Origin of the sequence: Streptomyces lasalocidi (assembly GCF_005280215.1) — a bacterium.
In the GTDB taxonomy this organism is placed as follows: Bacteria; Actinomycetota; Actinomycetes; order Streptomycetales; family Streptomycetaceae; genus Streptomyces; species Streptomyces longwoodensis.
On sequence record NZ_SZNQ01000001.1, the window covers coordinates 4,391,787 to 4,406,631 of the forward strand.

12 protein-coding genes are annotated in these 14,845 nt (G+C 70.8%); 3 read left to right on the plus strand and 9 right to left on the minus strand.

The window, feature by feature from the left end; translation table 11 throughout:
• The first annotated feature begins 53 nt into the window (after window positions 1-53).
• Entirely contained in the window at window positions 54-467 is a 414-nt protein-coding gene (locus E4U91_RS19795; protein ID WP_137308093.1) for an ATP-binding protein, read from the plus strand.
• On the opposite strand, the gene E4U91_RS19800 is transcribed toward E4U91_RS19795, so the two are convergent.
• The 5 genes from E4U91_RS19800 to argS all read right to left on the minus strand — a co-directional run bounded on the left by E4U91_RS19800 (window position 459) and on the right by argS (window position 6,821).
• Complete coding sequence (locus E4U91_RS19800) at window positions 459-1,706, minus strand: DUF6177 family protein (protein WP_338326673.1); 1,248 nt, start codon at window positions 1,704-1,706, stop codon at window positions 459-461. The two genes, E4U91_RS19795 and E4U91_RS19800, sit on opposite strands and share 9 nt — an antisense overlap.
• A gap of 150 nt (window positions 1,707-1,856) precedes the next feature.
• Window positions 1,857-2,225, minus strand: coding sequence for a toxin-antitoxin system YwqK family antitoxin (locus E4U91_RS19805; protein ID WP_241678636.1), 369 nt, complete (start codon window positions 2,223-2,225; stop codon window positions 1,857-1,859).
• Window positions 2,225-4,489, minus strand: coding sequence for a YwqJ-related putative deaminase (locus E4U91_RS19810; RefSeq protein WP_137308095.1), 2,265 nt, complete (start codon window positions 4,487-4,489; stop codon window positions 2,225-2,227). Before E4U91_RS19810 ends, E4U91_RS19805 begins: the two co-directional genes overlap by 1 nt.
• Complete coding sequence (locus E4U91_RS19815) at window positions 4,486-4,968, minus strand: DUF6507 family protein (RefSeq protein ID WP_338326674.1); 483 nt, start codon at window positions 4,966-4,968, stop codon at window positions 4,486-4,488. The genes E4U91_RS19810 and E4U91_RS19815 overlap by 4 nt, the downstream gene beginning before the upstream one ends.
• Window positions 4,969-5,048: 80 nt before the next feature.
• On the minus strand, window positions 5,049-6,821 hold the full coding sequence (gene argS / locus E4U91_RS19820) for an arginine--tRNA ligase (protein ID WP_137308097.1): 1,773 nt from the start codon (window positions 6,819-6,821) through the stop codon (window positions 5,049-5,051).
• Between the two features lie 137 nt (window positions 6,822-6,958).
• Between argS and lysS the strand changes: the two genes are divergently transcribed.
• A complete protein-coding gene (lysS, locus tag E4U91_RS19825) occupies window positions 6,959-8,701 on the plus strand; it encodes a lysine--tRNA ligase (protein ID WP_137308098.1) in 1,743 nt (580 codons plus the stop codon).
• Between the two features lie 92 nt (window positions 8,702-8,793).
• Here the strand turns inward: lysS and E4U91_RS19830 are convergent, their stop codons facing one another.
• The 3 genes from E4U91_RS19830 to E4U91_RS19840 form a co-directional block, all read right to left on the minus strand.
• Complete coding sequence (locus tag E4U91_RS19830) at window positions 8,794-10,062, minus strand: DUF2637 domain-containing protein (protein WP_241678638.1); 1,269 nt, start codon at window positions 10,060-10,062, stop codon at window positions 8,794-8,796.
• A gap of 103 nt (window positions 10,063-10,165) precedes the next feature.
• Entirely contained in the window at window positions 10,166-11,182 is a 1,017-nt protein-coding gene (locus tag E4U91_RS19835; RefSeq protein WP_137308100.1) for a DUF3558 domain-containing protein, read from the minus strand.
• 131 nt (window positions 11,183-11,313) lie between these two features.
• Window positions 11,314-12,144, minus strand: coding sequence for a DUF3558 domain-containing protein (locus E4U91_RS19840; protein ID WP_137308101.1), 831 nt, complete (start codon window positions 12,142-12,144; stop codon window positions 11,314-11,316).
• Window positions 12,145-12,348: 204 nt separating this feature from the next.
• Between E4U91_RS19840 and E4U91_RS19845 the strand changes: the two genes are divergently transcribed.
• The gene (locus tag E4U91_RS19845) at window positions 12,349-13,542 is read left to right on the plus strand and encodes an RtcB family protein (protein ID WP_137308102.1); all 1,194 of its coding nucleotides are present in this window, start codon (window positions 12,349-12,351) and stop codon (window positions 13,540-13,542) included.
• Here E4U91_RS19845 and E4U91_RS19850 read toward each other — a convergent pair.
• The gene (locus E4U91_RS19850; RefSeq protein ID WP_137308103.1) at window positions 13,514-14,839 is read right to left on the minus strand and encodes a GNAT family N-acetyltransferase; all 1,326 of its coding nucleotides are present in this window, start codon (window positions 14,837-14,839) and stop codon (window positions 13,514-13,516) included. The genes E4U91_RS19845 and E4U91_RS19850 overlap by 29 nt on opposite strands.
• Between the last annotated feature and the right edge of the window lie 6 nt (window positions 14,840-14,845).

Sequence of the window (14,845 nt, forward strand, 5' to 3'; positions counted from 1 at the left end):
CGTACGGGTTCACCGAGTGATCCACGGTAGTGACGGTGAGCGACAGTCGTCCCGTGAACGAGACGATCCAACTCCCGCCGCTGAGGCAGAGGTTCTTCCGACGGGAGCGCAGGTCCGTGCCGCGGGCGCGGGGGTTCGCGGACGAGACGCTGACGGGCTGGGGCCTGGCCGGGTGGGAGCGAACCGAGGACGTGTTGCTGTGCGTGAGCGAGCTGGTGACGAACGCGGTGCTGCACGGGGTGCCGCCGGGACGGCAGTTGCTGGTGTTCCTCAGGTGGGACGGCCGGGTGCTGCGCGTCGAGGTCCACGACAGCGGCGGCGGCGAGCCGCGCGCGACGGCCGGGGAGACCTGCGCCGAGGGCGGCCGGGGTCTGCTGCTGGTGACGTTACTCAGTGACAAGTGGGGCGTGCGGCAGCGGGAGCTCGGTAAGGCGGTGTGGTGCGAGTTCGGGTCCGACTCAGGGTGACTTGAGGTGGGCTGTCAGCCTGCGAAGTTGTGCCCAGGGGTCGGTGTCGGGGCTGTCGGCGAAGAGGTAGTGCAGGGCCGGGGCGCTGGGGCGGCCGAGTCGGCGAGGGGGCGTGGGGAGGGGCGGGTGGCCGGCGTGGGCGAGGCCTACGCAGTGCACGTCCCGAGCTCCGAGAGTGAACGACAAGGGCACGGGCGGGACTTCAGGCCCCGGCGCGAACGTCAGGTCCGAGCGTCCCGCCTGGAGGGTGGTGAGCATCGTCGTGAGGCGGTGCTCGGTCACCAGGAGTTCCGCGAGGGATTCGATGACGTCGATCGGCACGTCCGTGGGGGAGGCGTACCCCAGGCTGAGGGTGACGTCCTGAGCTACACCGGCCGTCGTGCGCGAGACGCGCAGGGTGGCGATGCCCGGGCGGTCCGGTCGGCCGATCGCCACGACATGCGTCGGGGCGGGTGCGCGGGTGCGGGCGAGGTCCGTGAGCTGTGCCGGTGACCAGGGGAGGTTGACGGGTTCCGCGGTGCTCCAGCCGACGGGTGGCGCGCCGGTCAGGCGGCGCCAGGCTGCTTCTAGGCCCAAGCCGAGCGTGAGGTCGGCGTCGGGGACCTGAACCGTGCGGAAGGTGAGGGTCAGCCGACGTTCGGGAGCGACCGCGGGAACGGGCGGCTCGGTGTCGGTCGCCGCTGTGAATGTGCCGTCCCGCCAGGCGAGTCGAATGCCGGATGAGCCGTCGTAATAGCCGCCTTGCGGGTCCTGCACGACCCACCGGTTGGGGGAGCCGCCGAGGGCGCGGCGCAACGGGAGTGTCAGTCGGGTGTGCGGCGGGGTGACCAGGTGCAGGGCGCGGTTCGCCGCGGTGGCGGTCCGGAGCGTGTCGGCGAGCCGGGTGGTGAGGGGCAGGACGGGACGGTCGGAGAGGACGACGGCCGTCGACTCCGTCAGGACGTCGACGGTGGCCGCGAAACCGTCGTGGCGGGCTGTGTCAGTACGGTCCCGGTCTCCCGGTATCTCGACGGTGCGGGTCGTTGCCGTCTGCGGGGGCCACACCGTGCCGCCGAGCAGGGTCGTCAGGCGTCCGCCGACTGAGCCCGCGAGCGGCGTCGCCTCCGGTACGGCGGAGGAGGCGCGGGTCTCTGTCCACCAGTAGGGGAGCGGGGGAGCAGAGACTTCCGGGCCGAGCAGGCGTTCAGCTTCCCCAGGGGTGTGGACGAGCAGAGGAGCCTCGACGGTAACGAGAGGCACGCCGTCCGGGCTGCACAGCTGAACGACTCCCCCGCCATGGTCCTCGGTCAGGCGCAACTCAGGGCCACCGGCGAACAGCCCGACCAACAGCGAGCGCGCGTCCGGAATTTTCGGAGTGAGCACGATGACGTCTTGGGCCATCTCGGCTTCTCAGGTCCCTTCTGCATGCCATTCTTTGGTGAGGTTTCCGTCTTCGTCCCACTCGAACCGAGTGATCTGTTGCAATCCGTTTTCGCTCATGAGGATGCGCGACGCGAGCCTGCCGTTGGGGTGCCATCGCCGGGACTCACCTACGGCATAACCGTCACGCATCACGCACTCTGACCTCAGAGTGCCGTCGGTGTACCACTCGCGGAGGGGGCCGTTCTCGACCCCTTCCTCGTAGGTGATCAGGTTGACCAGTGAACCTCGCTGGTACTCGACGACCTCTCCCGTGAAGGCACTTCCTTGGTAGTAGCAAACCTCTGCCTCGTCAATGAAGACGTCAGGACTGTCGATGTCAATTCTTTGCAAGGCCATCAGGGGATCCAGTTCTCGGCGCTCGGCGGGTCTTTCAGGTATCGCCCATGACTGCTGGGCACACCGTCCAGCATATGGTTGCAGTTGCCGCAAAAGGGGGCGGGGCGAGGACGGACGCCCGTCTCCAAGTTGCTCATGAAGGGGAACTGGACCGATGCGCGCATCTCTCGCAATGCGCTGGCGTCATCAGGTAGTCCCAACCTGGTACGGGCCCACAGCAACTCGTTGGCCGCCTTCACTTCGGCGTGCGCCAAGATGGGTGCGCGGTGGGGCGGTGCGTGAACGATTTGTTTGTAGCGCTCCAGTAAGGTCGGATGCAGATCGTCCGGAGAAAGCTCTCCATCCGGCCCCTTGGGCCCATTGATTCCCTCAACCACGCGCCCTGTACGCAGGTCGACCACTGATCCCACGCAGGCACCGGTCTGGGCGCGCGGGAAGGCGCCGGTCTCCTTCGCGTCCAGGTAGCTCAGCGCCCGCTCGTGAGACAGCTGATCCAGGAACTCAGTCACCGGTCGTCCGTCCACGTGGGAAATCAAACCGTCGGAAGTTCGCTGCACCCGGCTTTCCGGCAGGTCGCCCAGAATCTTCTCGCCAGGTCCGGGCGGAGGCAGCGGATTCTCGTCCACGAGCAGGTCGTCCAGGGTGGACGCACCGTCGATGCCGTGCGCGTCATGGCCGCCCTCGGAATGGCTCGTCGAGGTGCCGGATTCGTTGTCGCCTTGGTGCGCGCCGTGATCTGTTTCATGGGTGCCCGTGTGTGTTTCGTGGTGTGACGAGGCGGGGTCGTGCGGTGTCCCGGGTCCGTTGCCGTGGTCCCGGATACCACCTGTCCCGCTCCCTGGCGGCTCATGATGGGCTGTGGGGGACGTGCCTGGTGCGTCATGTCTGGCACTCGAACCGACCAGGTCCTGCGCGTGGGCTCGCTGAGTGCCTGTCTGCAGCGTGGACCGGTCATGGGCCGAGGGCTCGTGGGCCGCCTCCCCCGCGTGCTGGCGGACCGTTCCGTCCGCGTTCAGGACGTCGCCCGTCCTCGTGTCGAGGTAGACGCGGTGGCCCGCGTCGTCGACCAGTTCCGCGGCGTGCTCCGGGATCGCGGGCGGGCGTTCCGCCAGGGGTGCCTCGGGCAGGGCGTACGTGGCGCCCGTGCGGAGGTCCTTGAGCTTGCTGAACGCGTCGCCGACCTTGACGAAGGCGAACTTGCCCGCCTTGCCGGCGTACGTCATGGGGTCGATGGCCCGGCCGACCTTGCCCACGACCGACAGGGTGCGGGCGGCGGCGCCCGTCCTGGCAGCCGTGCCCGCGCCTTCCGTGCCGAGGATGGTGAGCACGTTAAACGTGACGGCGCCGGCCGCGCGGGCGGGGTTGGTCTGCCAGGTGTCCCACGCGACCAGGCCCTTGACCATCCCCTTGTGCGCCTCGCGCGACTCACGCAGCCACGTGGGCTGCTGGTCCTCGGGCACCAGCCACCACGTGCCGAACGTCGCCGACGTGAGCGCGGACGCCGTACCGAGCTTGGCCAGGTTCTTCCACGCCTCGCCCGCCGCGTGCGAGCCGTCCGAGCCGAACAGCGTGCCCACCCCGTGGATCGTGCCGATCACGCCGTCGGTCCAGATGCCCTCCCACACCTGCCCGGCCTCGTGGCGGAGCCAGTCCCAGCCCTCGTACTCCCGCTCGGCCGGCGCACCCCAGGGGGTCTGCCGGGCGTGGTCGAGGTCGTCGGCGCGGTAGCCGTACATGGTGTCGCCGTGCGAGCCGTCGTCGACGGTGAGCTTCTGCCCGCCGATCAGCCCCATGATCTTGTTGTACGCCCGCCGCTCGGCGGCCTGGAACGCGGCGACCGCATGGTTGACCTCCCGCCACAGCGAGTTGTTGCGGTCGACCTTGTCCTGATCCTTGCGCCAGTCCTCGTCCCCGCTCACCGAGGCGACGAACGCCGTCGCGTCCACCTTCAGCGTCTCCAGCCTGTCGACCAGCGGCTGCACCTCGGCGCTGTACTCGGACAGGGCCGACACGACCTTCTCCAGGTCATCGGCGAACGCGTCCGACTTCGTCCTCACCGGCTCCGTGGAGGACAGCAGCGCTCCCGCCTCGGGAGCGTGGTAGACCGCCGACAGCCCCTGGAACGTGGTGTGGATGTCCGCACCCGACGCCCGGAACTGCGCCGCGTTCGCGGTCAGCAACATCACGTCCACGTCCAGCGTGGACAGGTCCCCGATGAAGTGCGGAATGCCCGACGGGTCGATCAGCGTCGCCCCGTCGCTCACCTGTCCACCCTCGGCAGGTCCACCTTCGGCTCCTTGGCCGCCTCACGCTGCGCCGTCGCGGCCATCGTGAGGTCACCCTGGATGTAGTGGCCGGTGGCCTCCGCGGCTCCGTTCACCGAACGGGACGTCCGGTCCGACAGGTAGACCAGGTCCCGCGTCCAGTGCTCCAGGAACGCACTCAGCGCGGCGCCGACCAGACCCGCCGTGCTCGCGTACGGACCGAACTGATCGGTCAGCGTCCCCGCGGCCGACGCCGCGTCCTCCAGGTTGTCTTGCATCGCCATACCCGTGTCCGACAGGTCCTTCGCCACCGTGCCGGTGTTCCGCAGAACCCCCCGCACCCCCGCGACATCGATGTCCCAGCCCGTCACATCGCCCCCCGTACTCCCGCGCGTGCCGTCGATCGTCGAACATGTTGTCGCACGCGATGTTGCATTCGCAACGCAGATCCATGGCGGATGGCCGGATCCGTTCGGCACGTGATGTCGGAGGACGCCAACGCAACGGCCCCGCCGGAAGGATCCCGACGGGGCCGTGCACGCGTGCGGTTGACGCGGCGTCAGAGGCGCTCAGGCGTCCTGATGCCCAGCAGGGCCATGCCCCGGTGCAGCGTCTTCGCCGTCACGTCCGACAGGAACAGGCGGTTCTCCGCGACGTCCCGCGGCGGCTCCGGCTTGATGACCGGGCACTTGTCGTAGAACGTCGTGAAGAGGGAGGCCAGTTGGTACAGGTATGCGGCCAGCTTGTGCGGGGCGTACTCCGCCGCCGCCTCCCCCACCGTCTCCGCGAACGCGTCCACGTGCAGGCCCAGCGCCCGCTCCGCCGGGTGGAGTTCCAGTTCCGGGTGGGCCGCGGGGCGGACCTCGCCGGCCTTGCGGAGGATGGAGTGGATGCGGGCGTAGGCGTACTGGAGGTAGACCGACGTGTCGCCGTTGAGGGAGACCATCTGGTCCAGGTCGAACTTGTAGTCGCGGGCCGCCGACGTCGACAGGTCCGCGTACTTCACCGCGCCGATGCCCACCTGGGTGCCCCGCTCGGTGATCTCCTCCTCGCCCAGCAGGCCCTGGGTGTCCTTCTCGCGCACCACGGCCGTCGCCCGGTCGATCGCCTCGTCGAGGAGGTCGACGAGCTTGACCGTCTCGCCCTCACGCGTCTTGAACGGCTTGCCGTCCTTGCCGAGGACCGTGCCGAAGGCGAGCTGCACCGCCTTGACGTCGTCGTTCAGCCAGCCGGCCCGGCGGGCCGTCTCGAAGACCATCCGGAAGTGCAGGGACTGCCGGGCGTCCACGACGTACAGCAGCGTGTTCGCCTTGAGGTGGAAGACGCGGTCGCGGATCGCGGACAGGTCGGTCGCCGCGTAGCCGTAGCCGCCGTCGGACTTCTGGACGATCAGCGGGACCGGCTTGCCGTCGGGGCCCTTGATGTCGTCGAAGAACACGCACAGCGCGCCCTCCGAGCGGACCGCCACGCCGGACTCCTCCAGCAGGCGGCACGTCTCGGCGAGCATGTCGTTGTACCCGGACTCGCCGACGATGTCGGCGTCCCGGATCTCCATGTCCAGCTTCTCGAAGACGGAGAAGAAGTAGATCTTCGACTCGTCGACGAACTTCTGCCAGATCGCCAGCGTGTGCTCGTCGCCCGCCTGGAGGTCCACCACCCGGCGCCGGGCGCGCGTCTTGAACTCCTCGTCGGAGTCGAACTTCCTGCGCGCGGCCTTGTAGAGGCGGTCCAGGCCGGACATCGCCTCCTCGCCGCTCACCCGGGCGCCGCCGTGGTCCAGCTCGTGCGGGTGCTCGTCCAGGTACTGGATGAGCATGCCGAACTGGGTGCCCCAGTCGCCGATGTGGTGCCGGCGCACCACCGTCTCCCCGGTGAACTCCAGCAGTTGGACCACCGCGTCGCCGATGACGGCGGACCGCAGGTGGCCGACGTGCATCTCCTTCGCCACGTTCGGCTGGGCGTAGTCGATCACCGTGGTGCCCGGCTGCGCCGCGAACGGCACACCGAGGCGGCCGGTGTCGTCCGCGTACCGCGCGGCGAGGTTCCGCACGATCGCCCCGTCCGCGACGGTGACGTTCAGGAAGCCGGGGCCCGACACCTCGACGTCCGCGATCACGTCACCGGTGACCACCCGGGAGACGACCTGCGCCGCCAGCTCCCGCGGGTTCGCGCCGGCCTTCTTGGCCAGCGCCAGCATGCCGTTGGCCTGGTAGTCCGCCCGGTCGCTTCGTCGCAGCAGCGGGTCCGCGGAACCGGCCTCGGGCAGGGCGGCCGAGATCGCGGACGACAGGTGCTGCTGGACGGAGTCGCTGAGGGACGTGACCGAGGCCATAGGAAGGGGTGCCGTTCTCCTCGTGGAATGGATAGACCCACTCAGTATCCCACGGGGGGTAAAGCCGTTTTCCCGGTCAGGGCGCGGTCTGGGAGTATGGGAAGGTCCAATCCCCTTCCAGCTCCAGATCAGAGGACGTGCCGATCGTGGCTCAGAGCACCGAGACCACCGACTGGGTCTCCCGTTTCGCGGACGAGGTCATCGAGGCGTCGGAGCGCCGGGCCCCGGGCAAACCGGTCGTCGTCGCGTCCGGGCTCTCCCCGTCCGGCCCGATCCACCTCGGCAACCTCCGCGAGGTCATGACCCCGCACCTGGTCGCCGACGAGATCCGCCGCCGCGGGTACCAGGTGCGCCACCTGATCTCCTGGGACGACTACGACCGCTACCGCAAGGTCCCGGCCGGCGTCCCCGGCGTCGACGAGACCTGGTCCGAGCACATCGGCAAGCCCCTCACCTCGGTGCCCGCCCCCAAGGGCTCCGCGCACCCCAACTGGGCCGAGCACTTCAAGGCGGCGATGGCCGCCTCGCTCACCGAGCTGGGCGTCGAGTACGACGGGATCAGCCAGACCGCGCAGTACACCTCCGGCGTCTACCGCGAGCAGATCCTGCACGCCATGAAGCACCGCGCCGACATCGACGCCGTGCTCGCCCAGTACCGCACCAAGCCCAAGACCGGCCCCAAGCAGTCCCAGAAGCCCCTCGACGAGGCCGAGCTGGAGGCCGCCGAGGGCTCCGGCGCCGCCGCCGAGGACGACGGCTCCTCCGGCTCCGCCGGGTACTTCCCGTACAAGCCGTACTGCGGCAACTGCGAGAAGGACCTCACCACCGTCACCTCCTACGACGACGACACCACCGAGCTCACCTACACCTGCTCGGCGTGCGGCTTCTCCGAGACCGTGCGACTGACGGAGTTCAACCGCGGCAAGCTGGTCTGGAAGGTCGACTGGCCCATGCGCTGGGCCTACGAGGGCGTCGTCTTCGAGCCCAGCGGCGTCGACCACTCCTCGCCCGGCTCCAGCTTCCAGGTCGGCGGGCAGATCGTCGGCATCTTCGGCGGCGAGCAGCCCATCGGGCCGATGTACGCCTTCGTCGGCATCTCCGGCATGGCCAAGATGTCCTCCTCCCGCGGCGGCGTGCCCACCCCGGCCGACGCGCTGCAGATCATGGAGCCCCAGCTGCTGCGCTGGCTCTACGCCCGCCGCCGGCCGAACCAGTCGTTCAAGATCGCCTTCGACCAGGAGATCCAGCGGCTCTACGACGAGTGGGACAAGCTCGACGCCAAGGTCGCCGACGGCACCGCCCTGCCCGCCGACGCCGCCGCCCACTCCCGCGCCGTGCGCACCGCCGCCGGTGAGCTGCCGCGCACCCCGCGGCCGCTGCCGTACCGGACGCTGGCCTCCGTCGCCGACATCACCGCCGGCCACGCGGACCAGGCGCTGCGCATCCTCAGCGAACTCGACCCCGACCAGCCGCTCGGATCGCTCGACGAGGCACGGCCCCGATACGACAAGGCCGAGGCGTGGATCAACACCCACGTGCCCGCCGACCAGCGCACCATCGTGCGCGAGGAGCCCGACACCGAGCTGCTGAAGTCCCTCGACGACCGCGGCCGCGAGTCCGTACGGCTGCTGCTCGACGGGCTGGCCGACCACTGGTCGCTGGACGGGCTGACGCACCTCGTCTACGGCGTGCCCAAGGTGCAGGCCGGGTTCTCCGCCGACGCCACGCCCAAGGAACTGCCCGCCGAGATCAAGGCCGCCCAGCGGGCGTTCTTCGCGCTGCTCTACCACCTGCTGGTGGGCCGGGACACCGGCCCGCGCCTGCCGACCCTCCTGCTGGCCGTGGGCCAGGAGCGGGTGCGGCGGCTGCTCGGCGAGTAGCCCGGTGACGCACGCATGAGAAGGGGGCCCTCCCCGGGGAGGGCCCCCTTCCTGCGTGCCCGCCGCCGCTGAGGGTCGGGCGACGTGGTGGCTCAGGCGATGTGGTCCTCTTCCAGCTCCGCGTTGTAGCGGTTCGTGAAGCGGTTGACCATCCGCTTGGCGTCCTCCGGCAGCAGCGCCAGGCCGAACTCCGCCTCGACGTTCTCGCTCAGCTCACGGGCCGTCGGATACCCGCTGCCACTGCTGATCGACTGCTTGAAGACCTGGTAGTAGTCCTCCTCGGTCGGCTCCGGGGCGCCGCCGCCCTCGCCGAGCTCCCGGGTGCGGCCCGGGGCCACCGGGATCGGGAAGCTGCCCGTCTCCTCCGGCGAGGGTTCCGGCTCCTCCGGCGGGGGCTCCTGCAGGTACTGGTCCTGGTACTGCTCGGCCTGCTGCTGCTCCTCGTACCAGTCCGCGTACTGCGCTTCCGGGTCGTAGTTGGGGTCGTAGCCCCCGTGGTACTCGATCTGCCGCGGGTCCCGGGCGTGCAGCCACGGGCTCACCTCCGGCTCCGGCTCGGCCGCCGGCTCGAAGCGCCGCGCGGGACCGGGCGCCGCCTGGCCCACCGGCACCGGCACCGGTCCGGCCGCCGCCACTCCCGCGAACTCCGGCACCGCCGCGAGCGACTGCTGCTGCGGGGCCGGCGGCAGCAGCACCGGCTCGATGCCCGCCGCCGCCAGGCCCGCCGGGGCCGTCTCTGCGAGCGGCACCCCGTAGCGCGCCAGCCGCAACGGCATCAGCGACTCCACCGGGGCCTTGCGCCGCCACGCCCGGCCGAAGCGCGAGCGCAGCCGCGCCTGGTAGACGAGACGTTCCTGCTCCAGCTTGATGACCTGCTCGTACGAGCGCAGCTCCCACAGCTTCATCCGCCGCCACAGCAGGAACGTCGGCACCGGGGACAGCAGCCAGCGGGTCAGCCGCACGCCCTCCATGTGCTTGTCCGCCGTGATGTCCGCGATCCGGCCGATCGCGTGGCGGGCCGCCTCCACCGACACCACGAACAGCACCGGGATGACGGCGTGCATGCCCACGCCCAGCGGGTCCGGCCAGGCCGCCGCGCCGTTGAACGCGATGGTCGCCGCCGTCAGCAGCCACGCCGTCTGCCGCAGCAGCGGGAAGGGGATGCGGATCCACGTCAGCAGCAGGTCCAGGGCCAGCAGGACGCAGATGCCGGCGTCGATGCCGACCGGGAACACGTACGAGAAGTTCCCGAAGCCCTTCTTGAGGGCCAGTTCCCGGACGGCCGCGTACGAACCGGCGAAACCGATGCCGGCGATGACCACGGCGCCGGCCACCACCACGCCGATGAGAACGCGGTGCATCCGAGTCAGCTGTATCGGCGCTGCCACTCGTACTCCCTCCCCATTGCGTGTCGTTGCGCGCAACAGAGTGGCACATGTGTGCGGGGCACGTGGTGCCGGTCCGTCAGCTGTTGTGCGAAGCGGAGGGAGAGGCTCCCGCCGCGGCCGCCTTCGCGGCGGACGCCGAGGGGGATACCGACGGGGACGCGGAGGGCGCCGACGACGCCGTGGAGGACTTCGACGGCGACGCCGACGCCGACGGCTTCCCGGTCGAACCACCCGACCCGGCACCGCCGTTGCCCTCGCCGTTGGCCGCGCGGACCGACGCCACGGCCTCCTTCGCCGCCTTCTCGGCCGCCTTCACCAGGGTGTCGGCACTGGGCGTCTTGTCCCCGGCCAGACCCGCGCCGTTGTAGTCGACGGTGACGACCACGTTCTCCACGCGGGCGACGACCGTCTGCTGCTTGAAGGCGCCTTCCTTCTTCTTCAGGTCGTAGCGCACCACCGTCGCCTGGTCGCCCGTGCCGGCGACCGCCTGCGACGTCGTGCCCTTGGCACCCGCCACGGCCTGCGCGTCCTTGACCTGCTTCGCGTAGTACTCCTGCGCCAGCCGGTCACCGGCGCCCCGCGTCGCGTCCGACTCGAAGCGCAGCAGCGACACGTTCAGCCAGCGGAACTGCGAGCCCTTGACGCCGTTGTTGTCCAGGCTGCTCCAGGAGCAGCTCGCCCGGTCCTCCGGGTCGGTGGACGTGCCCTGCTTGGCCTTCGCCTTCGGCACCAGCTCGGTCAGGGTCTTCGCGGACAGCGTCGCGCACGCCTTCGGCAACGCCTTGAACGCCGCCGCCTGCACGGTCGGCGCCGCGCTCGCCGTCTCGGACGCCGAGGAGCCGCCGGAGTCCGCCCGGGCGGTGCTGCCCGAGCCCGCGGAGTCGTCGGAGCCGGAGTCCGAGGAGCAGGCCGCGGCGAACAGCAGCACGGGGAGGGCGGCCGCGGCGGCCAGGGCGCGGTTCACGCCGCCGGCCCGGGACGCGCGCCGTACCCGCCGGCCACCGCCGTCGGTCAGGACGCCCGGCTCACTGCGGTCGGTCCGGTCGCTCTGGTCGTCTCGCTGGGCTCGTCGCTGCATGGTTCCTTCACTCATGACGCTCGTGGTTCCTGCGGTCGGATCGGGTCCGGTCGGCCCGGTCGGATCGGGTCCGAGGGGCCACGGTACGCGGTGGACAAGCGGCGCGGTTCCGCTTCCCGGCCCCCGCGGCGCCGCCCGCCGCGCGCCTAACCGGCGAGCGCGTCGGCCAGCTGGGAGGCCAGTTTCCGGGCCTTGTCCTGCATTTCCTTGCTGTCCGGGACGGCACCGACGGTGGCCGGCTGCTCCTCGTACTGGAGGGTCACGATGACGTTGGACGTGCGGAACGCCACAGTGATCGTGCGCTGTTTCGCCGTCGAACCCGAGCTGCTGAGGACGTCGTTGAGGAACGCCTCGTCACCGAGGTCGTCCAGCGTGCGGGGCTGGAGGTCGGCGGAGGCAGCTGAAGACGAGGCCGAGGCCGAGGCCGAGGGGGACGGTGTGCCGCTCGCCGGGGCGGAGGCGGCACCGGCGGGGGAGGTGCTCACGCTCGCCGACGGGGTGCCGCCGCCCGTGCCGCTCGGCGCCGGCTCCGGCAGGTCCGCCGCGTCCCGCTCCTCCGCGAACAGCTGCTCCGCCTGCGCGTCGTCGCTGACCGCGTTCGCGTAGGACACGACGCGCTCGAAGTCCACCGAGAGGTGGTCGGTGGCGTCGCTCGACTCGACCTTCCAGCGGCAGCCGACCTTGCGGTCCGTGTCGAAGGTGAGGGTGGGGGAGCCGTCGTAGGCCGCCTCGCGCTGCTGCTGGTCCGGCAGCAGCCGGACGCCCGGCAGGAGCGCGTCGAGGGTGCCCCGCGGGACGGCGCCGCACGGCTCGGGCAGCGTGGCGTACTTGCCGGGCTGGGCGGGCGCGGTGACCGTGCCGGCCTGTCCCGACTTGGAGTTGTCGTCGGAACCGCCGTCGTCCGAACCGCCGGTGCAGCCGGCCAGCAGCGCCGCGAGGAGGGCGGCGACGCCGGTTACGTACGCCTTCCGCTGCACGGTCGGCTCCTCTCGGGGTGGGCGGCCTGGTCGCGGAGTCCAGTGTCCCCGCTGGTAATTGCGTTGCCGGGCGGGGGTGGCTCCTGGAGACAATGTGTATCGCACGCACCACCGCGCACGCCGGTCCGGCGTCCCATTCGCGGCCTATGGTGCCGGTTTTGCGATTCACTACGTTCATCTGTTTTCCGGGGGAATGAGGACGTCATGTCGTACGTCGAGATGCCGGGCGCGAAGGTGCCGATCCGCATGTGGGCCGACCCGGCGACCGTCGAGGAGGGCGCGCTCCAGCAGCTGCGCAACGTCGCGACGCTGCCGTGGATCAAGGGCCTGGCGGTCATGCCGGACGTCCACTACGGCAAGGGCGCGACGGTCGGCTCGGTCATCGCCATGCAGGGCGCGGTGTGCCCGGCGGCGGTGGGGGTGGACATCGGCTGCGGCATGTCGGCGGTGAGGACGTCCCTGACCGCGAACGACCTGCCGGGCGACCTCTCCCGCCTGCGCTCGCGCATCGAGCAGGCGATCCCGGTGGGCCGGGGGATGCACGCGGACCCGGTGGACCCGGGGGGCTTCCACGGGCTGGCGACGGCGGGGTGGGATGACTTCTGGGGGCGATTCGGTGACGTCGCCGAAGCGGTCAGATTCCGTCAGGAACGAGCCGAGAAGCAGATGGGAACGCTCGGATCCGGAAACCACTTCGTCGAGGTGTGCCTCGATTCGGAGGGCACGGTGTGGCTGATGCTGCACTCCGGCTCCCGCAACATCGGCAAGGAACTCGCCGAGCACCACATCGGCATCGCGCAGCGCCTGCCGCACAACCAGGGGCTCGTCGACCGCGACCTCGCCGTGTTCGTGGCGGACACCCCGCAGATGGCGGCCTACCGCAACGACCTGTTCTGGGCGCAGGAGTACGCCAAGTACAACCGCACCCTGATGATGGCGCTGCTCAAGGACGTCGTGCGTAAGGAGTTCAAGAAGGCGAAGCCCACCTTCGAGCAGGAGATCTCCTGTCACCACAACTACGTGGCGGAGGAGCGGTACGAGGGGATGGACCTGCTGGTGACCCGCAAGGGCGCGATCCGGGCGGGCTCGGGCGACTACGGGATCATCCCGGGCTCGATGGGCACCGGCTCGTACATCGTGAAGGGTCTCGGCAACGAGAAGTCCTTCAACTCCGCGTCCCACGGCGCCGGTCGGCGGATGAGCCGCAACGCCGCCAAGCGCCGCTTCTCCACGAAGGACCTGGAGGAGCAGACGCGGGGCGTGGAGTGCCGCAAGGACTCCGGTGTGGTGGACGAGATCCCGGGCGCCTACAAGCCGATCGAGCAGGTCATCGACCAGCAGCGGGACCTCGTCCAGGTGGTGGCGAAGCTCAAGCAGGTCGTCTGCGTGAAGGGCTGACCCCGACCGTGCGCAGGGACCGGTCCGGCCCGGGCCGGTCCCCGAGCCGCTTCTCCAGCAGGGTCACCGTGTACGGGCTGCCCGTGCCGTCCGTCTTCGCGCGTTGTTCTCCTACGACGGTGTAGCCCGCCTTCTCGTAGTACGCGCGCAGGCGGGGGTTCGTGGCGAGGCAGTCCAGGCGGGCGTGGGTGCGGCCGGTGGCCGTGATGCGGGACTCGGCGTGGGCGAGGAGGTGGCGGCCGGTGCCCGGTGGGGCCGTGTGCGGGGTGACCATGAGGCGGTGGATATAGCCCGCGTCGGCGGGGCGGGGGCCCCAGGCCGCGAGGTCGGTCCACCACAGCTCGTAGGCGCCGGTCAGGTGGGGGCCGGTGTGGGCCAGCCAGACCTCGCCCTCGCGCATGCGGTGCAGGAAGTGCTCCTCGTCCTTCGCGCCGGGCTGCCACTGGTCGATGCCGCGGGCCTGCTGCCACAGGGCCGCCGTGGAGTACAGGCGCACCAGCGCGGGCGCGTCGGCCGGGGTCGCCCGGCGGTACACCGGCTCCGGCCCGCCGGCGGGCGGCTCCTCCAGGTAGCGGGCGCGCAGGCCGGCCTTCAGGGCGTCGACGTCCATCCCCAGGACCGTGGCGACGTAGGCGTCGACCGAGCCGTGCCGCTCGCGCAGCGCCGCCAGGAACAGGCGCATCACCGAGGCGGGGGTCGTCCCGAAGGCCGGCCAGGTGGGCGTGCGGCCGCCGTTGCGGGCGCTCCACTCCGCCAGCAGGGCACCGGTGGCCAGTGCGGTGAGGGTGAAGTCCTCGACGACCGTCGTCTCGGGGACATCCAGGAGGGTCAGCACCAGGGCGGCCAGCTCGCCGGTGCGGTCCTTGCCCGACGCGCAGTGGAAGACCACCGGCTCGCGTGCGTCCGCGATCAGTTCCAGGGCGGTGCGGATCTCCGCGTGGCCGTCGTGGGCCACCTCCAGGAAGCGCTCCGCGAGGTACGGGCCGGGGTCGACGTCCGCCGTCAGGGCCGCCTGGTCGTAGGGGCGGTGCTCGATGCTCAGGTGGCGGTACGTGAAGGAGGCGTCCTCGGGGACCCGGCCCCGCGCCTCGATCTCCCAGCCGTGGCGCAGGTCGATCACCGTGCCCACGCCCAGGGCGAGGAAGCGGTCCCAATCCGCGGTGCCGGGGCGCAGCTTGCCGAGGGAGTCGGCGCGGTACAGCAGGCCGGGCCGGACGCGGTGGCGGCCGTCCGCGGTGCGGTAGCCGCCCAGGTCACGGACGTTGTGCAGGGCGTCGAAGGGTATGTGCCGGTCCACGCCGCC

Coding starts and splice junctions, on each gene's coding strand:
- E4U91_RS19835 (WP_137308100.1), bottom strand. CDS start 11,182: ATGAGTGAAGGAACCATGCAGCGACGAGCCCAGCGAGACGACCAGAGC.
- E4U91_RS19830 (WP_241678638.1), bottom strand. CDS start 10,062: ATGCACCGCGTTCTCATCGGCGTGGTGGTGGCCGGCGCCGTGGTCATC.
- argS (WP_137308097.1), bottom strand. CDS start 6,821: ATGGCCTCGGTCACGTCCCTCAGCGACTCCGTCCAGCAGCACCTGTCG.
- E4U91_RS19805 (WP_241678636.1), bottom strand. CDS start 2,225: ATGGCCTTGCAAAGAATTGACATCGACAGTCCTGACGTCTTCATTGAC.
- E4U91_RS19845 (WP_137308102.1), top strand. CDS start 12,349: ATGTCGTACGTCGAGATGCCGGGCGCGAAGGTGCCGATCCGCATGTGG.